Raw genomic sequence first — 19,240 nt, forward strand, 5'->3', positions numbered from 1 at the left:
TGGCGTTCGACGGCGCGCGGCGGTCCGTGAGACCCCCAGCGCCTTGTGACCTGCACCGCCCGGCTGCGGTACTCGTACAGCCCGCCGGGGCTGCCGGTGGGCGAGTCGAACGCTCGTGGAGGGAACAGGCCCATGGCCCAACGAGGAAGTCACCGCCGTTCCGCACCGCCCAGCCGGATCTCGCCCCTGTGTGCCGCCCTCACCGTGGGCAGCGTGAGCATCGTCCTGCCGCTCCTGGGCGCCGATGTGGCCGTCGCGGCCCCCTCGGAAACCTGGGACAAGGTCGCCGAGTGCGAGAGCGGTGGCGACTGGAACATCAACACCGGCAACGGCTATTACGGCGGGCTGCAGTTCTCCCAGCACACCTGGGAGGCCTACGGCGGCACCAAGTACGCCGCCCGGGCCGACCTGGCCACCCGGGCCCAGCAGATCACCGTGGCCGAGGCGGTACTGCGCCGCCAAGGTCCGGGCGCGTGGCCGGTCTGCTCGGTCCGGGGGCGGCTGACCCGCGACAGCCGGCCCGCGTCCGGCGCGAACCGCGGCGGCTCCGGCCACTCCGCGAGTTCCGGACACTCGGCGGGGTCACGCAACTCCACGGGATCCCGCCACCACTCCACCGCCCCGCGGCGGCACGCCACCGGCTCCGGGCCGTACCGGGTGGTGCCCGGGGACTCCCTGTCGCGCATCGCGCAGCGCGAGTTCGTAAGCGGTGGCTGGAAGGCGCTCTATCGCGCCAACCGGCGCACCATCGGCTCCGACCCGGACAAGATCTACCCCGGTCAGCGGCTCGCCTTCCCCTCCCGCACCGGCGCGGCGCGCACGGCGGCGGCACACGGGAAGCAGCCGCAGGCGAAACGGCCACACACCAAGCAGCCGCGCTCCGCGCGAAGTAGTCACCAACAGGCCGGCAAGGCAGGGGCCACGACATCGGGCACCTCGGCCCACAGCGCCCGCCGGCCCTCCGCCCAGCGCCGCCACATGACCCCGGTCAGCGGCCCGCTCGGCACGTCGTACGGCGTCCGCGGCCCGCGCTGGGCCAGCGGCCACCACACCGGCGTCGACTTCGTGGTGCCCGTCGGCACCGGGGTGCGCGCGGCGTCCGCGGGCGTCGTGGTGACCGCGGGCTGGGGCGGCTCCTACGGCTACGAAGTGGTGATCCGCCACTCCGACGGCCTCTACACCCAGTACGCGCACCTGTCCTCGCTGGCGGTGCGCCCCGGCCAGACGGTGGACGCCGGCCTGCGCATCGGCCGCTCCGGCGCCACCGGCAACGCCACCGGACCGCACCTCCACTTCGAGGTGCGCACCGGTCCGCGCTACGGCTCGGACGTCGACCCCGTCGCGTATCTGCGCTCGCGCGGGGTCTCCATCTGACGCCTGGCGGACCGGCGAACGGGAGGCCGCCCGGCGGAGGGGGCCGGGCGGCTTCCCGCTTCCCGCACTTCGCCCCGTACTGGAGCCCGGTACCGGAGCCCCGTACCGGAGCGGGCTGGGTCGGCCGGACGCGGCCGGCACAGGCCGCTCCGGTCAGTACGCTCCGGTCAGTACGCCCGCTGCGGTCAGTACCAGATGGCGACCGGGAGCCCGTCGCGCGTCGTCTCGGGCGGGTCGGGCAGGCTCACCGCGGTGCGGAGGGCGATCCGGTGCGCGCTCCAGGCCGCCGCCGCGGCGTCCAGGACGTCGTCGGGCGGCACCCGGCCCGCCGGGCCGAGTTCGTCGGGCAGGACGATGCGCTGCTCGCCGAGCAGCCGCCGCCGCTGGACCTGGCCGTTCCAGCTCTTCTTGCTCGCGGCCACCGGGTGGCCGCCGTTCATGGCCGCGAAGGAGACCTCGGGGTGCACCTCGTACAGGCGCCGTTCGCCGCCGTCGCGGCAGGCGTTGGCCTCCCGCAGCTTCGTCGCCAGGCCCCAGGACTGACGGGACAGCATCGAGCCCGTGAGGCGCCGGCAGCGCTCCTTGGCAGCGTCGTAGTCGGGCTCCTCCCACACCGGGCGCGGCGGCACCGGGAAGACCCGCGCGCGGTGCGGGGCCACGCGGTCGAGCGCCAATTCGTCCGCGCGCCGCCGCCCCGCCTCCAGCAGCCCCAGTGGAATGTCGACCGCCACCACGGCGCCCGCCGGCACCCGCGTCAGCAGCGCCGCCAGCGCCGCGTCCGTATCGGCACCCGTAAACCGGCCGCCCCGCAGGGCCACCGCCACCCAGCCACCCGGGCAGGCGTCCACCCCCACCACATACGGGGCCGCGCCTCCGGCGGCGGAAGAGGTATCGGACACGTCGCTTTCGGAACCCATGCGCCATATCCGACCACGCACCGGGCCGCACCGCACAGCACCGTTTCGGCAGATCGGCGCGACGGTCCTAATTCGCTGGCCACCCACAGCCCACACCCGCCACCCTGGTGGCCATGCAAGAACCTCGACATCAGATCCGCGCGCTCCACACGGAGTCCACGGTCACCGTCTACCAGGCGTACGCCCCCCATCTCGGCCTGCCCGCGGCCCGCGACGGCCGCTTCCCGGTCGCCTGGAAGCGGGACCGGATGACGTGGATCAAGCCGTCGTTCCTGTGGATGATGTACCGCTGCGGCTGGGGTGCGAAGGAGGGGCAGGAGACCGTTCTGGCCGTCGAGATCACCCGCGAAGGGTTCGAGTGGGCGCTCGGCCGGTCGTGTCTGTCGCACTACGAGCGCGGGCTCCACCCCGACCAGGCCGTCTGGAAGCGGGCGTTGAAGGCCGCCCCCGCGCGCGTCCAGTGGGATCCGGAGCGGGATCTACGGCTGCGGCCGCTGTCGTATCGCTCGCTGCAGCTCGGGCTCTCGGGCGAGGCGGCGCGCCGTTACGCGGACGAGTGGACGGTCGCGATCACCGATGTGACCCCGCTGGCGCACGAGGTTCACGCCCTGGTGCGCCGGGACGAGCTCGACGCGGCGGCGAGGCTGCTGCCCGAGGAGCGCCCGTACCCGGCCGGGGACGAGCTGCTGAGCCATCTGCGCGCGCCCGTGGCGTGCTGAACGAGGAGAAACCACTGATGAGCGCGGGCAGAATGCACGCTGACGAGTTCGACATCGACGTACCGCTGGTGCGGCGGCTGGTGGCCGCGCGGTTCCCGCGGTGGGCGGATCTGCCCCTGGAGCGGTTTCCGTCGGACGGCACGTGCAACGCGATGTTCCGGCTCGGCGGCGGGATGGCCGTGCGGCTGCCGCTCGCCGAGCGGATGGTGGGGGATGTGGAGTTCGAGCACCGGTGGCTGCCGCGGCTCGCCCCGCTGCTGCCGGTCGACATACCCGTGGTGCTCGAAAAAGGGGTGCCCACCGAGGACTTCCCCTGGCCCTGGTCCGTCCACCGCTGGCTCGACGGCGAGAACCCGGTCGTCGGCGGCCTCGCCGACCCCGCCGGGCTCGCCACGGACCTGGCGGCGTTCATCGCCGCGGTGCGCCGGATCGAGCTCGCGGACGGCCCGGCCGCCCACCGGGGTGGGCCGTTGACCACGCAGGACGCCGAAACCCGCGCCGCCATCAAGGAGCTGGACGGCGTCATCGACACGCGGGCCGCCACCGCGGCGTGGGAGGCGGCCCTCACAGCGCCCGAGTGGTCCGGCCCGCCCGTGTGGGTCCACGCCGATCTGATGCCGGGCAATCTGCTGGTCGCCCGAGGCCGGCTGAGCGCGGTCATCGACTTCGCGACCGCGGGCGTGGGGGATCCGGCGTGCGATCTGATCGTCGCCTGGAACCTCCTCCCCGCACAGGTGCGGGACCGCTTCCGCACCGCCGTCGACGCCGACGACGCGACGTGGGCGCGCGGCCGCGGCCGGGCCCTGTCCATGGCACTCATCCAACTCCCGTACTACCAGCACACGAACCCGGGGATCGCGGCCAACGCCCGCCATGTGATCCGGGAGGTGCTGGCGGACCACGAGCGGTAGCCCGGGGTGAAGGGGCTGAGCGTGGCGCCGCCTCGCCACCCTCCCGCCCCCGCCCCGGGCACCGCCCTGCCGGCCCGCTAGAGCGCCGTCTCCGTGTGACCGGCCTCCAGGGTTTCCCGCGACCACAGCCGCCGCATCTCCGCGCAGCTCTCCAGCAGTTCGTCCAGCGTCCCGCGGCCGGCCACCCGGCCCCGGTCCAGGACGACGACCTGGTCGGCCCGGGCCAGTACGGCCGGCCGGTGGGAGACGACCAGCAGCGTGGCGGCGCCGGTGATCCGCTCCCACAGCAGCTGTTCGGTCTCCACGTCCAGCGCCGAGGACAGATCGTCCACCACGAGCAGATCGGGTGAGCGGACCAGGGCCCGGGCGACGGTCGCCCGCTGGGCCTGGCCGCCGGACAGCCGCATGCCCCGGGGGCCGACCACCGTGTCCAGGCCGTCGGGCAGCGCGGCCAGGTCACGGTCGAACGCCGCCGCCCCCACCGCCCGCCCGATGTGCTCGGGATCCCGGCCGAGCAGCAGGTTCTCCCGCAGCGTGGCGGAGAACAGCCGCGGCACCTGGCCGACGTACGCGGCCCGGCCGGGCACCAGGTATGCGCCGGGGTCGGCCACCGGACCGCCGTTCCAGCGGACCGTGCCGGCCACCGGCGGTTCCAGCCCGAGCAGGGTGCGCAGCAGCGTCGTCTTGCCCGAGCCGACCGCGCCGGTGATCACGGTGAGGGTGCCCCGTTCGATCTCCAGGTCCACCCCGTGCAGGCCGTGCCGGGCGGCAAGACCCCGCGCCTGAAGTGTCTTCAGCGGGTCGTCATGGGCCGCCGGTTCGGGGGCGGGGTAGTCCCGGTGGAACCAGACGCCGCTGTCGCGGGACACGCTGTCGTCCGGGCCGGTCATCCGGGTGAGCCGTTCGGTGGAGACGGCCGCCCGGGGCATCCGGGCGAGGATCGAACCGACGGTACGCGGCAGCGCGGTGAGCCAGCCGATGTACGTGGTGAACAGCGCCAGGTCGCCCGCGGTGAACTCACCGCGGCGCATGGCCGGGGCAGCCAGCAGCAGCACAAGGCCGACGCTGATCTCGACGCTCGCGCCGGTTGCGGTGGACAGCAGGTCGGTGGCGAGCCGGTCCTTCACCGCCGCGTCGCGGCGCAGCCGGTTGTGGGCCCGCAGCCGTTCCAGCGCCGCCTGCTCGGCCCCGGCGGTCTTGATGGCGAGCACGCCGGTGAAGATCTCGCCGAGGTGGCCGGTGACGGCCGCGCCGCGCGCGGCGGCCTGCCGGTGCAACCGCCCGGTCAGCCGGTTCAGCAGACGGCTCGCCACCCCGATCGCGAGGGCGGGCACGATCAGGGCGAGGGTGGCGGCCGGGTGGATGGACACCATGATCGCCAGCGCGGCGGCGCTGAAGAGCGCGGCTCCGGCCAGCGGCACCGACTCGTCCACGAACTCCACCACGTCCGCGGCGTCGTCGCGCAGCCGGGCCAGCGCCTCACCGGACGAATGCGGCACCCGCCCCTTCCCGCCGAGGATCGAACGCAGCACATTGCCCCGCAGCAGGGCCGCCGCAGCGCTCCACCAGTAGTCGCCGTACGTCCAGGCGATGACGATGGTCAGGCCGCGGACCAGTTCCACCCCCACGAAGGCCGCGCACAGCACCAGCGGCACCCGGCCCACGGTGAGGTGGTCGAACATCCGCTGCAGGATCAGCCCGCCGATGAGCGGCAGGGCGCTGGCCGGCATCCACAGCAGGCCGCCGATGAGGTAGCGGCGCAGATCGAAGCGGACCAGGGTGGCGGTGACCGCCATGAGCCGGCTCATCGGCGCACCCCCGCGAGCATCCGCGCGAACCGGCTGGCCGGGTCGGCCAATAGCTCCTCCCGCCCGCCGTGCTCGACGACCCTGCCGCCGGACAGCACCGCGATCCGGTCCACGTGGGACAGCGATTCGAGCCGGTGCGCGATGAGCACCCCGGTCCTGCCGGTCAGCAGCCGGGCCGTGCTGTGGCCGATATGGCGTTCGGTGGCCGGGTCGAGCCGGCTGGACACCTCGTCGAGCACCACGAGCCCGGGGTCGGCGAGCAGGGCCCGGGCGAAGGCCAGCAACTGCGCCTGGCCCGCGGAGACCGCGCCGAGCGGGGCGTCGAGGTCCCAGGCGGGGTCCCGGGCGGGCAGCCCCACTTCGGCCAGGACGGCCCGCAGCCGGTCGTCGTCGTATCCGGGGCGGAACAGGGTGAGGTTGTCCCGGACGTCGGCGGCGAACAGCTGCACGTCCTGGGTAACCACGGCGACCCGCTCGCGGAGCGAGGCGGTGTCCACCTCGCGCAGGTCGAGACCGCCGACCCGGACGGCGCCGGCCGTCGGGTCGTACAGCCGGGCCACCAGGCGGGCGATGGTGGTCTTACCGCTGCCGCTGCGGCCGACCAGGCCAAGGGTCTCGCCGGGGGCGAGGGTGAGGGCGATGTCGCGCAGCACCAACTCGCTGCCTTCGCCACCCTTACCCTCCTCATCGCCGTACGAGAAGTCGACGCCGTCCAGCTCAAGCCGCAGCGGCCCGCTCGCGGGCAACTGCTTGGCGGTGGCCGGGACGGTCAGCGTGCGGCGCTCGGCCAGCAGGGAGCGGATACGGGCCACTCCGGCGAGGGCCGTCTGGTAGTGGCGCAGCTGGTCGATCAGCCGCTCGAACGGGGTGCGGACCATCAGCGTGTACTGGAACAGCAGCACCGCGGTACCGATGCTGAGGGTGCCCGAAAGTCCCACCATGAGCGCCGTACCGGTCGCGAACGCCACGCTGGTGGCCGCCAGGACGGCGCTGCCGACCGCGCTGGCGCGCAGCCCGGTGCGCCACAGTGTCGCGCTGGCCTGGTGGAAGCGGCGTACGGTGTGCTCGCCCGCCCCGTTGGCGCGCAGGTCCTCGGCACCGGCGAGCCGTTCCTCCAGGAAGCCGAAGAGCGCGGCGTCGGCCGCCCGGGCGCGGGTGGCGGAGGGTACGGCCAGGCGCTGCGCGCGGACCATGCCGAGGCCGATCAGCGCGCAGTAGACCAGCAGGGCCGCACCGATGCGCGGGTCGACCGCGCACACCACCGCGATCACCCCGCACAGCAGCAGCACCCCGGCCACGACGTCCAGCAGGAACGCCACGACGAAGTCGGCGATGGCGGACACATCGCCGTCCACCCGCTCGATCAGCTCACCGGGGGTGTGCCGGCCGTGGAAGGCCAGGTCCAGGCCGAGGGTGTGCTCGGCCAGGTGTTCGCGCAGCCGGTTGGTTCCGTCCCAGGCCGCCTGGCCGGCCAGCCAGGCGGTGACGGTACGGGCACCCTGTCCGGCGACGGCCAGGGCGAGATAGATGAGCGCGGTGAGGGTGAGTGTGCGGGTGTCGTCGCCGGCGTTCGCGCCGTCGACGAGCCGACGGGTGAACTGGGGTGCCGCCAGCGGCAGGGCGGTGGCGGCGGTGATGGTCAGGGCCAGGAGTACGGCGGCGCCGCGGCCTGGCAGGAGGAAACGGAGTACGTGCCTACCGGAGGTCGTCCTCCCTGCGGCGGGCGGGGTCGATGAGGTCGACAAACGTCATGTCCTTCGCGCGAATGGCTGGGGTGGGGTGAATGGACATGAACGTGTGCCTCATCGGGCCTCCTCGTACGGCGGATCTGCCGGCGGTGAGTAGAGCAGGGGGCTCACCGGGCGGGCAACCGATTTTCACCGGGGCTGGGCCGCGCGGGGCCGCATGATGAGCGCGGCGACCAGGTAGACGCACGGCACGCGCGCGGGATTGGCGTAGCCGTGGGTGACATCGGCGGCGAAGTACACCGAGTCTCCGGCGTCGAGGTCCACCGTCCTGCTCGCGAGGGTCAGCCGCAGGGTCCCCGACTCCACCACGACGAACTCATGAGAGCCCGGGGCGTACGCGGGGAACCGGCCCGCGTCGCAGCCGGGCGGCAGTGTGGTGCGGATCCACTCGAAGTTCACGCCGGGCACCACGGGGGTGAGGATGGTCCGCCGCCATCCTCCGGGCTCCTCGACGGTGTCCTGGTCGGCCGCCCGGCGCACGATGACACGGCTGTCCTCGGGCTCGGCGACCAGATCGGCGAGCGGTACGCCGAGCCCATCGGCGATGCGGGCGAGGACGAGGACCGTGGGCGCCTTCTGGCCGCGCTCGACCGAGGACAGCATGCTCACGCTCACCTCGGCCGCGTCGGCCAACTGCTGAAGGGTCAGGCCCCGTTCGTGCCGTAGTTCCTGGACACGGGTGCCCAAGGTCAGGAGATCCAGCATTCCTCTATAATAACAACGCATTCCTCTATAGCGAAAAGAGTCCGCGCCCATGACGCCCCCGCCCCCGGAAGCGACCATCCGCCCCGCGGTCCACGCCGATCTGAAGGGCGTGGCCGACATCTACGCGCACTACGTCCGCCACACTGTGGCCACCTTCGACGAGACACCGCGCTCCACCGCCGAGTGGGAACAGCGGCTGGACGATCTCACCGGCCGTGGCCTGCCCTTCCTGGTCGCCGAACTCTCCGGCGCCGTGGCCGGGTTCGCGTACGCCGGGCCGTGGCGGCCCAAGCCCGCGTATCAGCACACGGTGGAGGACACCATCTACCTCGCCCCCGACGCCACCGGCCGGGGGCTGGGCACCGCCCTGCTCGGCCCGCTGATCGCGGAGGCCACCCGGGCGGGGCGACGGCAGATGATCGCGGTCATCGCGGACACCGGCAGCGACGCCTCCGCCGCCCTGCACCGCCGCTTCGGCTTCACCGACGCCGGCCGGCTGACCGCCGTGGGCCATAAGCACGGCCGCTGGATCGACACGCTGCTCATGCAGCGGCCCCTGTCGGAGCAGGGGCCCGGTCACGAGCCCGGCCTGCCGCCCACAGAGCGACGGTGATGAAGAGAAGCTGCTCGGGGATCCGGAACCACAGCGGCGTGGCCGGATCGCTGCCCAGCGGGATGTCCTCGATGGCGGCGTAGACGTTGGCGGGGAACATCAGCACGAACAGCGCGGCCAGGCCGATCCCGGCCGCGGTGCGTGTGTCGGCCCGGACGAGTCCCGCGGCGCCGAGGAGTTCCAGGACACCGGTGAGGTAGACCACCGCATCGGGAAACGGCACGAACGGCGGGACCATGGCCACCAGGCCGTCGTGCGTGGGCATCACGGTGACGCCCGAGGGGGCGAAGTGCGCGAGCGCGGTCATCGCGAGCATGAACGCCAGACCGTGTGCGGCGCTGACCCGCCAGGTCGCGAACCGGCGGACGCCCAGCGCGCCGAGCAGGCGGAATCCCAGGCCGGGGCCGACAAGGAGCAAGATTGCGGTGAACATGAGAGTCCAGAGTCCTTCGAAAGATGCCTTGAGCGAGGCAAGCAGCGGATGTCTCGCATGGGCACCATGCTGATACGGCCACCCTCGCCGGACCCCCAACCCCCGCCACGGCGCCGCTTTCCGACACCGGCCTACACTCACCGGGTGGATTCGGTCACGCTGGACGCCCTCGACCTGCGGCTTCTGCATGCGCTGCAGCTCGATGGGCGGGCTGCCTTCAGCAAGATCGCGGATGTTCTCGACGTTTCCGACCGCACCGTCGCGCGCCGCTTCGGCCGCCTCCGCGCTATGGGGATCGCCCGCGTGGCGGGCGTGCCCGACAGCCTCCGCACCGGCCACGCGGAATGGGTGGTGCGGCTGCGCGTTCTGCCGTCAGGGACCGCCGCTCTCGCCCGCGCGTTGGCACGGCGTCCCGACACCGCCTGGGTGACCGTGGCGTCCAGCGGCGCCGAGCTCGTCTGTGTCTTCCGCGTCGCCGGGGAAGGCCCGGCGCCCCTGACGGTGCTCGGCCGCTTTCCGCAGATCACACAGCTCGACGCACAGCGGCTGCTGCGCCCCGCCATGGACCACCGCTGGACCGGCCGGACCTCGGCGCTCACCGCCGAGCAAGTGGCCGCCCTGCGGCCCTCCGCCGCCGACGACGGTCCCGGCCCCGTCTCCGGCCCGGTCCAGCTGACCGACCTCGACCGCCGTCTGCTGCCCGTACTCGCCGCGGACGGCCGCGCCGCGTATCCGGACCTCGCCCGACAGGTCAGCTGGTCGGAATCGGCCGTCCGCCGACGGCTGGCAGAGCTCCGCCGGAGCGGTGTGCTCCGCCTCGACGTCGAGGTGGACGCGGGCCTGCTCGGATACTCGGCGCAGTGCCTGCTCTGGCTGACCATCACCCCCGCCCGGCTCGGCGGCATCGCCCGGACGCTGGCCGCCGACCCCCAGACGGCCTTCGTCTGCATGACGACCGGCGCCCACAACCTGCTCGCCATCGCCGTGTGTCGCGACGCCGAGGCGCTGCACACCTATCTCACCGACCGCGTCGGCTCCCTGGAGGGGGTCGGCCGTATGGAGACGGCCATGATCACCGCCTACGCCAAACGTGCCGCCCCGGCGCAGTGACGTACGGCGAACCGGCATCGTGACGGCTCGGGCCCGGCCTTGAGAAGATCACCAGGAGCCCGAAAGGATCGCCCAGGTCAGGCATCCCTCCGGGAGCCGCCGCGCCGGGCGGTCTCGCGGCGCGGGCGTACGGGCGCGTCCTGGTCGCTGAACAGCTCGGGGTGGCGGGCCCGGATCTTCTCCACATCGCTGAAGACCAGCCGCAGATGCGAGCACAGCGCCTCGTCGGCCCGGTCCAGATCGCCCGCCTCCAGCAGCTCGACGATCTCGCGGTGCTGGCCGACCAGCCGGGTCATCTGCGCCGTCAGCGGCAGCGACAGCCGGCGCGCCCGGTCGAGCTGGGCCTTGGCCTGGCTGACCACCGGCCAGGCGGAGCCATGTCCGCTGACGGCCATCAGCCGGGCGTGGAACTCCTCGTCGAGCCGGAAGAAGCCCTCCCGGTCGGTCCGCCGGTCGGCCTCCTCCTGGGCGGCGAGCAGCGCCTTCAGGTCGGCGATGTCGCGCTCGGTGGTCCGGCCGACGGCGTCGCGCAGGGCCGCGCGCTCCAGCGCCTCCCGGATGAACTGGGCCGAGGCGACGTCCCGTTCGCGGATGCGCGAGACGAACGTCCCCATCTGCGGATAGATGTCGACGAGACCTTCGTCGGCGAGCAGGATCAGGCTCTCGCGCACGGGGGTGCGGCTGACGCCGAGCTCGGCCGCCAGGTCGTTCTCCGAGATGGCCGTCCCGGGCTCCAACTCCAGGCTGACGATGCGCGAACGCAGCGCCTCATGGACCAGTTGCCGGGTGTTGCGTCCCCGGGAACGAGCCGCGTGCAGTCCTTCCACCGGTGTCATCGAACCCCTCACCGTCCCTTGACCCGCTCGGCCGCCATACTTGTATGGTAGTCGACCAGCATAACCCCAAGCATCCAGGGCCCCAAGGAGCAGCACATGGCCACGATCACCGAGGCGACGGTCATCGTCACCTCGCCCGGCCGCAACTTCGTGACGCTGAAGGTGACCACGTCCGACGGCGTGACCGGACTCGGTGACGCGACCTTGAACGGCCGTGAGCTCGCCGTCGCCTCGTATCTGCGCGACCACCTCGTACCGCTGCTGATCGGCCGGGACCCCGCCCGTATCGAGGACATGTGGCAGTACCTCTACAAGGGCGCGTACTGGCGCCGCGGCCCGGTGACGATGACCGCCATCGCGGCCGTCGACACCGCGCTGTGGGACATCAAGGGCAAGGTCGCCGGCATGCCCGTGTACGACCTGCTGGGCGGCCGGGCCCGCGACGGGGCCATGGTCTACGGCCACGCCAGCGGCGGCGACGTACCCGAACTCCTCGACGACGTCGCCCGCTTCCGCGACCTCGGCTACCGCGCGATCCGCGCCCAGGCCGCCGTCCCCGGTTCGCCGGGCAGCTACGGGGTGCGCAAGGGCGTGGTCTACGAGCCCGCCGCCGCCTCCCTCCCCGATGAACAGACCTGGTCCACCGAGGACTACCTGGACTTCGCGCCCCGCCTGCTGACCGCGGTCCGCGAGCGCTTCGGCTTCGGCTTCCACCTGCTGCACGACGTCCACCACCGGCTGACCCCCACCGAGGCGGGCCGGCTCGGCCACCAGCTGGAGGACCTGCGGCTGTTCTGGATGGAGGACCCCACCCCCGCCGAACTCCAGGAGTCCTTCCGCCAGATCCGCCAGGCCACCACCACCCCCATCGCGGTCGGCGAGGTCTTCAACTCCATCTGGGACTGCCAGCAGCTCATCACCGAGCGGCTCATCGACTACATCCGCGCCTCCGTCGTCCACGCCGGCGGCATCACCCACCTGCGGCGGATCTTCCACCTCGCCGAGCTCTACCAGGTCCGCACCGGCTCCCACGGGGCCACCGACCTGTCCCCGGTGTCCCTGGCCGCCGCCGTCCATCTGGACGTCACGGTCCCCAACTTCGGCGTCCAGGAGTACATGTCCCACGACCCGCTCACCCACGAGGTGTTCCGCCCCGGCTACGAACTGCGCGACGGCGCCCTCCACCCCTCGGACGCCCCCGGCCTCGGCGTCGAACTCGACGAGGAGGCGGCCGCCCGCTTCCCGTACGACCCCAAGTACCTGCCGGTGAACCGCCGTACCGACGGGTCGGTGCACGACTGGTGAGCGCCACACCCCACGACCGGGCCGCACCCGCCCCCGGGCGGCTTTCCGCCGCGACCCTGCGCGCCGTCCCCGCCGAGAGCCGCCCCGCGGTCGACCCCGGCGCGCTGCGGCCGCGCATCGTCCACCTGGGCATCGGCGCCTTCCACCGGGCCCATCAGGCCGTCTATACGGAGCAGGCCGAGGTGACCGCCGGCGGCGGGTGGGGAATCGCCGGCGTCACCCAGCGCAGCAGGGCCGTCGTGGACGCGCTGCGCCCCCAGGACGGGCTGTACTCGCTCACCGAGCGCCACCCCGGCGGGCCGCTCACCCGCGTCGTCGGCACGGTGACCGAGGTGCTGCACGCGGCGGACGACGGCGCCCGCCTCACCGAACTGCTCGCCTCCCCGGACGTCACCGTCGTCACCCTCACCGTGACCGAGAAGGGCTACCGCCGGGACCCCGCGACCGGCGGCCTCGACCTGACCGACCCGCTGGTCCACAGGGACCTGACACAAAGCGACCCGGTACGAGACCTCGCGAGCGCGCCCGCCCCGGCGACCGTGGCCGGGCAGCTGGCGTACGGGCTGCGCGCCCGGCTGCGCTCCGGTGGCGCGCCCCTGTCGGTGGTCTCGTGCGACAACATGGCCGGCAACGGCGCGGTCGTACGCCGCCTGGTACGGGACTTCCTCTCCGCCACCCGATGGCCCGAACGCGAACGCCTGCTGGAGTGGACGGCCACCGCGGTCGCCTTCCCCTCCACCGTCGTCGACCGCATCGTCCCCGCCACCACCGAGGGCGATCTGCGCACCGCCGCCCGCGCCCTGACCGTGCGCGACGAGGGCGCGGTGACCGCGGAGCCCTTCACCCAGTGGGTGCTCGAGGACACCTTCGCCGCCGACCGGCCGCGCTGGGAGGCCGGGGGCGCGCGCTTCGTCGCGGACGTCGCCCCGTACCAGCTCACGAAGCTCCGGCTGCTCAACGGCTCGCACTCGCTCATCGCCTATCTGGGCCTGGCGGCCGGCTGCGAGACCGTGGCCGATGTCATGGCCACCGGATGGGGCGAGGACACCGTCCGCGCCTACTGCGCGGAGGCCGCCGCGAGCCTGCCTCCGGCGGACGGCCTGGACATCCCCGGCTACGTCGACAGCCTCGTACGCCGCTTCGCCAACCCCGCGATGCACCACCGGATCCGGCAGATCGCCGCGGATGGTTCGCTGAAGATCCCCGAGCGTTGGCTGGCCCCGCTGCGGGAGCTGCGCGCCACCGGCCACGACACCCCGCGGCTGACCGCCGCACTCGCCGCCTGGGCCCGCGCCACCCGGGACACCCCAGCCGAGGACCCGGCCGCCGAGCGGTTGCGCCGCGCCTGGGACCGGCCGGCCCCGGACGCCCTGCGGGCACTGCTGCTCGTGCTCGGCGCGGAGGACCTGGCGGAGGACACCGCCCTGGTCACGGCGGTACACCGGGAGCTGAACTCCCCAACCGTCCCACCGCTCTGAACGCGCCGCTCCCCGCCCCGGCCCCCGGGGCGGGGAGCGGCGCGCGCCCCGTCACAATGGGGCCATGTCCCGACGCGCACGACGCCCGCAGCCGCCCCGCCCGGCGCCCTGCCCCTGCGGGCTGCCCGCCGCCTACGACGACTGCTGCGGCAGACTGCACCGCGGCCAGGCCCGGGCAGCCACCCCCGAGCAGCTGATGCGCTCCCGCTACAGCGCCTTCGTCCGCCGGGACGAGGCGTATCTGCTGCGCAGCTGGCACCCCGACACCCGGCCGCCGCGGATCGACTTCGACCCCGCGCTGCGCTGGCGGGGCCTGGACGTTCTCGACACGACCGAGGGCAGCGCGTTCCACACCACCGGCACCGTCGAGTTCCGCGCCCACTACACCGAGCGCGGCCGCGCCGGCGAGCTCCACGAGACCAGCCGCTTCGTACGCCACGACGGGGACTGGGTCTACGTGGACGGCGTCATCGACGCCTGAGCGCCCGCGCCGCGAAGGGCGTCGCACGTCGGTTCACACCGGCTCGCACGGCGTGGTGTGCGCCGCGATGTACGCCGGTTCGCGCGCCGCCGTACGGGCCGTGCCGCGCGCCGCGATGTTTCCCAGGATGTTGCCGACGACTCCTGGCGCAAGGTCAACTCCCCCCGGGATGCTGGGGCGCTGTGCGTGTGAACCACGCGAAGCCGAGGGTTTCTGGAGTTGCCGTGCCCCCTGTCGCTCTCGTCAGACCTGTGGCGGTACTGGCCGCGGTGTCCGCCCTGTTGCTGGGCGCCGCCGGTCAGGCCGCCGCTGACAACCCCCACTCCCCCGCTCCCGAGCCGCTGCCCCGGTCCTCCACCGAGATGCTGCGGTCCATCGCGCCGCCGGCCGCCAGCGGTGCGCGCGGGCGCGGCGACGCTTCGGTGCGGTCCGTCGTCGACGGCGACGGGATCGAGACCGCCCGCAGCTCGCGGCCGGTCGCCCCCGGGGTGAAGCTGACCTCGTACGACCGGCTGGAGTCCGACAAGTGGCTGCGCGTCGACTCGCTGTCGGTGGACCTGGCGAGCGGCACAAAGATCGACTACCTCCACCCGGACAAGGTCGCCGCCCGCGAGCCCGTCTCCGAGCTCGCCGCCGAGCACGACCCGGGGCCTGGCCGCCGTACGGTCGCCGCCATCAACGGCGACTTCTTCGACATCAATCAGACCGGCGCCCCCGAGGGGACCGGTATCAGCGCGGGCCGGGTGGTCAGTTCGGCCTCGGCCGGCGCGGCCGGGGGCCGCGCGGTGGGCATCGGGCCGGCCGACGCGGGCCGGGTCCTCCAGCTGTACTTCGACGGCACACTCACTCTCCCTGACGGTCCGCACCCGCTCGCCGCGCTCAACTCGGCCAATGTGCCGGCCCAGGGCATCGCCGCGTACACCGCCCAGTGGGGCGAGGCGGACCGCGCCCAGACCGTCGACGGGGCCGGCACCAAGCGCACCGCCGAAGTGGCCGTCGTGGACGGCAAGGTCACCTCCGTGGCCACCGCGCCCGGCAAGGGTGCGATACCCCCCGGCACCACCCTGCTGATCGGCCGCGACGCGGGAGCCGACGCGCTGGCGAACCTGGCCGTAGGCGACGCGGTCTCATGGGAGTACCACCCGCGCCCCGACAGCGGCGACGTGCCCGACACGGCCGTCAGCGGCCGGGAGTTGCTGGTCGTGGACGGCGCGGCGGTCGGCCATGACGGCGAGGGCAACAACACCGCCGCCCCGCGCACCGCGGTCGGCTTCTCCCGCGACGGCCGTACGATGCAGGTCCTCACCGTGGACGGGCGACAGGCCGACAGCGGCGGCGTCACGCTCACCGAACTCGGCGTGATGATGAAGGACGCGGGCTCCTACAGCGCCCTCAACCTCGACGGCGGCGGCTCCTCCACGCTGGTGGCCCGCGCGCCCGGCAGCGATACGGCGCGGGTGGAGAACAGCCCGTCCGACGGCAGCGAGCGCACCGTCCCCAACGGCCTGGCCTTCACCGCCCCCGACGGCAGCGGCCGGCTCAAGGGCTTCTGGGTGGAGACCGCGGCCGCCGCCGGAGCGGCGCCCACCGTCGACCCCGTCAAGGGCGGCCACCCCGAGCGCGTCTTCCCGGGGCTGACCCGGCGGCTGACGGCCGCCGGATACGACGAGACGTACGGCCCCGCCGAGGGCGCCGCGACCTGGCACTCGGCCGACCCCCGTATCGGACGGGTGAGCGCCGACGGCACCTTCACCGCCCGGAACAGCGGCGACGCGCAGATCATGGCCCGCCGCGGGGCGGCGAAGGGCGATATCGAACTGACCGTCCTCGACGACCTGGACCGGATCCAGCCCACCACCCGGCTGATCGGCCTGAAGGACGCCGAGGCCACCGGCCGCTTCGGGGTGGTGGGCCTGGATGCGCACGGCACCAGCGCGCCCGTCGAACCGTCCGACGTCCGGCTCGACTACGACCACGACCTCTTCGACATCACCCCGGACCCGGGCTCGGGGGACTTCACCGTCAAGGCCCACGGCGGGCAGGGCGCGGGCCAGATCAAGGTCACCGTGGCGGGCACCACCACCCGGCTCGCGGTCACCGTGGGGCTGACCGAGCGGCAGGAGGCCGCCTTCGACGACGCGGGTGAGTGGAAGTTCAGCCAGGCCCGCGCCTCCGGTTCGCTCGCGGCCACGCCCGACGGCCACACCGGCACCGGTCTTGAGCTGACGTACGACTTCACCCAGTCCACCGCCACCCGCGCCGCGTACGTCAGCCCGCCGCAGCAGATCGCCGTGGAGGGCCAGCCGCAGTCGTTCGGCCTGTGGATCAAGGGGGACGGCAACGGGGCGTGGCCCACGCTCCACCTCAAGGACGCGGCGGGCTCCGACCAGTTGCTGCGCGGCCCGTACGTCACCTGGACCGGCTGGCGCCACGTCGACTTCGCCGTCCCGGCCGGGGTCTCGTATCCGCTGAAGGTCAACCGCTTCTATCTCGCCGAGACCGGCGCCACCCGCCAGTACACCGGCCGCATCACCATCGACGACCTCACCGCGCAGGTCCCGCCCGCCGTGGATCTGCCCGAGCAGACGGCGTATCCGGACCCGCTGATCACCACCGCCGCGCGCGCCGAGGGCCGGGACTGGCGGTTCGCGGTGATGTCGGACGCCCAGTTCGTGGCCCGCGACCCGGACAGCGCGATCGTCGTCCAGGCGCGCCGCACCCTGCGCGAGATCAAGGCGGCGCGCCCCGACTTCGTGGTCATCGACGGGGACCTGGTCGACGAGGGCTCCCCCGCCGACCTCGCCTTCGCCCGTAAGGTCCTCACCGAGGAGCTGGGCTCTGGTGAAGGGGCCGTGCCCTGGTATTACGTGCCGGGCAACCATGAGGTGATGGGCGGGAAGATCGACAACTTCGAGGCCGAATTCGGCCCCGCGCACCGCGTCTTCGACCACCGCGGCACCCGCTTCATCACCCTGGACACCTCCAGCCTGAGCCTGCGCGGCGGCGGCTTCGACCAGGTCCGGGAGTTGCGCGCCCAGCTCGACGCGGCGGCGAAGGACCCGGCGGTCGGCTCGGTGATGGTGATCGAGCACGTACCCCCGCGCGACCCCACCCCGCAGCAGGGCAGCCAGCTCGGCGACCGCAAGGAGGCCGCGCTGCTGGAGGGCTGGCTCGCCCAGTTCCGCCGTACGACCGGCAAGGGCGCGGCCTTCATCGGCGGCCATGTGGGGACCTTCCACGCCTCGCGGGTCGACGGCGTGCCGTACCTGATCAACGGCAACTCGGGCAAGAACCCGGCCACCCCGCCCGGTCAGGGTGGCTTCACCGGCTGGTCCATGGTCGGCGTCGACCAGGTCTCCCAGCATGAGCAGGCCCGCGCCCGGCAGGCTCCGTGGGCCGGCGGGCCCGACTGGGTGTCCGTACAGACCCGGGCTCATGTGGACGGGCTGACCGTCACCGCCCCGGCCGAACTGCCCACCGGGCAGCACGCCGAGGTCACCGCGACCGTGCTCCAGGGCGAGGGCGCCGACCCCCGCCGGGTGCCGGTCGGCTTCCCGGTGAGCGCGGACTGGACCGGATCGCCGAACCTCTTCATCGGCGACCCGGACGACGCCGCCCGGCACCGGCCGCGCTACGTCGCCGCGTACGACCCGACGACGGGCCGGCTCACCGCGCTGCGGCCGGGGTCCGCGACCCTGGCGGTGACGGTGAACGGGGCGGTGGCGAAGGCGAGCTTCACGGTCACGGCCCGCGCCGCCGGGGGATCCGCCGCCGGGGGATCCTCGGCGGCATGACGGAGCGGAGCTGAGGGGCCTCAGGACCGGACCGTAGGGGCGAGGGGCCGCGGGTGACTGCCCGAAGGGGCAATCCCCGCTGCCCCTCCCCGACGGGTCCTGACCTGGACGACACCCGGCCCCTGCCGCGACGCTGGGAGCGGACTTCCGCTATTCCCCGGGGAGCGGCAGATGCGCACACACGACCATGGACATGAACAAGAGCACGAACATGAGCACGACGAGTCCTTCAAGACTCCGGAGCGAACGGACCTTCAGCAGTCGGCGGACCTCCCCCATCTGCTGAAGGCCGTCGCCACCGGCCATACGGAGGTGATCGGCCGCTCCGGTATGGGCACCCTTCAGCGGACCGTCGGCAACGCGGCCCTCGGATCCGCGATCCAACGAGACGCCAACCAGGCTGCCCCGGCCTTGGACGAGGACGACCAGCGCTCGAGCGTCCACGATGTGATCTCCTCCGGCGGCGGACAGCCCCTGGACACCGACGTCCGCGCCGACATGGAGACCAGGCTCGGAGCCGACTTCTCCGGGGTGCGGCTGCACACGGACTCGGCGGCCCACGAATCGGCGAAGGAGGTCGGCGCGCGGGCCTACACCGTCGGCGAGAACGTCGTCTTCCAACGGGACAGCTACGATCCGGCCTCACACCAGGGCCGCACCACGCTCGCCCATGAGCTCACCCATGTCATGCAGCAGCGCAGCGGCCCGGTGGACGGTACGGAGACGCCGGGCGGGATCCGGGTGAGCGATCCGTCCGACCGCTTCGAGCAGGAGGCGTCGGCCAACGCCGAGCGGGCGATGACCGCCCCGGCCCCCGCACCCGCGCCCGCGCCGGCCGAGGCCCCCGTACCGGCACCGTCCGCGGCCCCGGTGCAGCGCCAGGCGGAGGACGAGGACGAGCAACCGGCGGACGTGCAGGGCTCCTTCGTACAGCGGGCGCCCGAGGCGGGGGCCGAGGAAGAGGAGGAGTCTCCCCCCGAGGCGTGAGACCCGTACGTCAATCAGCCC

General features: G+C 73.4%; 16 protein-coding genes. 10 read left to right on the plus strand and 6 right to left on the minus strand.

Annotated elements, in window-relative coordinates:
• Positions 1-132 precede the first annotated feature (132 nt).
• The gene (locus ACWDSL_RS21990) at positions 133-1,374 is read left to right on the plus strand and encodes a transglycosylase family protein (protein ID WP_450487825.1); all 1,242 of its coding nucleotides are present in this window, start codon (positions 133-135) and stop codon (positions 1,372-1,374) included.
• 185 nt (positions 1,375-1,559) lie between these two features.
• Here ACWDSL_RS21990 and ACWDSL_RS21995 read toward each other — a convergent pair whose 3' ends face one another.
• Positions 1,560-2,291 (minus strand): DUF429 domain-containing protein, encoded by a 732-nt coding sequence (locus ACWDSL_RS21995; protein ID WP_450487827.1) that lies wholly within the window; start codon positions 2,289-2,291, stop codon positions 1,560-1,562.
• Positions 2,292-2,404: 113 nt separating this feature from the next.
• On the opposite strand from ACWDSL_RS21995, the gene ACWDSL_RS22000 reads away from it, so the two are divergent.
• On the plus strand, positions 2,405-3,010 hold the full coding sequence (locus ACWDSL_RS22000) for a DUF4291 domain-containing protein (RefSeq protein WP_450487828.1): 606 nt from the start codon (positions 2,405-2,407) through the stop codon (positions 3,008-3,010).
• Between the two features lie 17 nt (positions 3,011-3,027).
• The gene (locus tag ACWDSL_RS22005) at positions 3,028-3,921 is read left to right on the plus strand and encodes an aminoglycoside phosphotransferase family protein (protein ID WP_450487830.1); all 894 of its coding nucleotides are present in this window, start codon (positions 3,028-3,030) and stop codon (positions 3,919-3,921) included.
• Positions 3,922-3,998: 77 nt separating this feature from the next.
• Here ACWDSL_RS22005 and ACWDSL_RS22010 read toward each other — a convergent pair whose 3' ends face one another.
• From ACWDSL_RS22010 to ACWDSL_RS22020, 3 genes are all read right to left on the minus strand, one after another.
• On the minus strand, positions 3,999-5,729 hold the full coding sequence (locus ACWDSL_RS22010; RefSeq protein WP_450487832.1) for an ABC transporter ATP-binding protein: 1,731 nt from the start codon (positions 5,727-5,729) through the stop codon (positions 3,999-4,001).
• Positions 5,726-7,474, minus strand: a complete 1,749-nt coding sequence (locus ACWDSL_RS22015; RefSeq protein ID WP_450487834.1) for an ABC transporter ATP-binding protein — start codon at positions 7,472-7,474, stop codon at positions 5,726-5,728. Before ACWDSL_RS22015 ends, ACWDSL_RS22010 begins: the two co-directional genes overlap by 4 nt.
• 132 nt (positions 7,475-7,606) lie before the next feature.
• Positions 7,607-8,182 (minus strand): helix-turn-helix domain-containing protein, encoded by a 576-nt coding sequence (locus tag ACWDSL_RS22020; protein ID WP_450487836.1) that lies wholly within the window; start codon positions 8,180-8,182, stop codon positions 7,607-7,609.
• A 49-nt stretch (positions 8,183-8,231) separates the two neighbouring features.
• Between ACWDSL_RS22020 and ACWDSL_RS22025 the strand changes: the two genes are divergently transcribed.
• Complete coding sequence (locus ACWDSL_RS22025; RefSeq protein WP_450487838.1) at positions 8,232-8,795, plus strand: N-acetyltransferase family protein; 564 nt, start codon at positions 8,232-8,234, stop codon at positions 8,793-8,795.
• Here ACWDSL_RS22025 and ACWDSL_RS22030 read toward each other — a convergent pair.
• Positions 8,725-9,228, minus strand: a complete 504-nt coding sequence (locus ACWDSL_RS22030) for a DoxX family protein (protein WP_450487840.1) — start codon at positions 9,226-9,228, stop codon at positions 8,725-8,727. The genes ACWDSL_RS22025 and ACWDSL_RS22030 overlap by 71 nt on opposite strands.
• Before the next feature lie 144 nt (positions 9,229-9,372).
• On the opposite strand from ACWDSL_RS22030, the gene ACWDSL_RS22035 reads away from it, so the two are divergent.
• Positions 9,373-10,338 carry an Lrp/AsnC family transcriptional regulator gene (locus ACWDSL_RS22035; protein WP_450487842.1) on the plus strand — a complete coding sequence of 322 codons (966 nt, stop codon included), beginning with the start codon at positions 9,373-9,375 and terminating at the stop codon, positions 10,336-10,338.
• A gap of 77 nt (positions 10,339-10,415) precedes the next feature.
• Here the strand turns inward: ACWDSL_RS22035 and ACWDSL_RS22040 are convergent, their stop codons facing one another.
• Positions 10,416-11,174 carry a GntR family transcriptional regulator gene (locus ACWDSL_RS22040; protein WP_450487844.1) on the minus strand — a complete coding sequence of 253 codons (759 nt, stop codon included), beginning with the start codon at positions 11,172-11,174 and terminating at the stop codon, positions 10,416-10,418.
• 96 nt (positions 11,175-11,270) lie between these two features.
• Here ACWDSL_RS22040 and manD point away from each other — a divergent pair, with 96 nt between their 5' ends.
• The 5 genes from manD (at position 11,271) to ACWDSL_RS22065 (ending at position 19,219) form a co-directional block, all read left to right on the plus strand.
• Positions 11,271-12,479, plus strand: a complete 1,209-nt coding sequence (gene manD, locus ACWDSL_RS22045; protein ID WP_450487846.1) for a D-mannonate dehydratase ManD — start codon at positions 11,271-11,273, stop codon at positions 12,477-12,479.
• Positions 12,476-13,957, plus strand: coding sequence for a mannitol dehydrogenase family protein (locus ACWDSL_RS22050; protein ID WP_450487848.1), 1,482 nt, complete (start codon positions 12,476-12,478; stop codon positions 13,955-13,957). Before manD ends, ACWDSL_RS22050 begins: the two co-directional genes overlap by 4 nt.
• A 64-nt stretch (positions 13,958-14,021) precedes the next feature.
• Positions 14,022-14,438 (plus strand): YchJ family protein, encoded by a 417-nt coding sequence (locus ACWDSL_RS22055; protein WP_450487850.1) that lies wholly within the window; start codon positions 14,022-14,024, stop codon positions 14,436-14,438.
• Between the two features lie 251 nt (positions 14,439-14,689).
• Positions 14,690-18,232 (plus strand): phosphodiester glycosidase family protein, encoded by a 3,543-nt coding sequence (locus tag ACWDSL_RS22060; RefSeq protein ID WP_450487852.1) that lies wholly within the window; start codon positions 14,690-14,692, stop codon positions 18,230-18,232.
• 171 nt (positions 18,233-18,403) lie between these two features.
• Positions 18,404-19,219 (plus strand): eCIS core domain-containing protein, encoded by an 816-nt coding sequence (locus ACWDSL_RS22065; protein ID WP_450487854.1) that lies wholly within the window; start codon positions 18,404-18,406, stop codon positions 19,217-19,219.
• Positions 19,220-19,240: the final 21 nt, after the last annotated feature.

It is taken from the genome of Streptomyces sp. NPDC000941 (assembly GCF_053599555.1).

Excerpts from the sequence above, each read along its gene's own strand:
- ACWDSL_RS21990 (WP_450487825.1), top strand. The coding sequence starts at position 133 with ATGGCCCAACGAGGAAGTCACCGCCGTTCCGCACCGCCCAGCCGGATC.
- ACWDSL_RS21995 (WP_450487827.1), bottom strand. The coding sequence starts at position 2,291 with ATGGGTTCCGAAAGCGACGTGTCCGATACCTCTTCCGCCGCCGGAGGC.
- ACWDSL_RS22000 (WP_450487828.1), top strand. The coding sequence starts at position 2,405 with ATGCAAGAACCTCGACATCAGATCCGCGCGCTCCACACGGAGTCCACG.
- ACWDSL_RS22005 (WP_450487830.1), top strand. The coding sequence starts at position 3,028 with ATGAGCGCGGGCAGAATGCACGCTGACGAGTTCGACATCGACGTACCG.
- ACWDSL_RS22010 (WP_450487832.1), bottom strand. The coding sequence starts at position 5,729 with ATGAGCCGGCTCATGGCGGTCACCGCCACCCTGGTCCGCTTCGATCTG.
- ACWDSL_RS22020 (WP_450487836.1), bottom strand. The coding sequence starts at position 8,182 with ATGCTGGATCTCCTGACCTTGGGCACCCGTGTCCAGGAACTACGGCAC.
- ACWDSL_RS22025 (WP_450487838.1), top strand. The coding sequence starts at position 8,232 with ATGACGCCCCCGCCCCCGGAAGCGACCATCCGCCCCGCGGTCCACGCC.
- ACWDSL_RS22030 (WP_450487840.1), bottom strand. The coding sequence starts at position 9,228 with ATGTTCACCGCAATCTTGCTCCTTGTCGGCCCCGGCCTGGGATTCCGC.
- ACWDSL_RS22040 (WP_450487844.1), bottom strand. The coding sequence starts at position 11,174 with ATGACACCGGTGGAAGGACTGCACGCGGCTCGTTCCCGGGGACGCAAC.
- manD (WP_450487846.1), top strand. The coding sequence starts at position 11,271 with ATGGCCACGATCACCGAGGCGACGGTCATCGTCACCTCGCCCGGCCGC.
- ACWDSL_RS22055 (WP_450487850.1), top strand. The coding sequence starts at position 14,022 with ATGTCCCGACGCGCACGACGCCCGCAGCCGCCCCGCCCGGCGCCCTGC.
- ACWDSL_RS22065 (WP_450487854.1), top strand. The coding sequence starts at position 18,404 with ATGCGCACACACGACCATGGACATGAACAAGAGCACGAACATGAGCAC.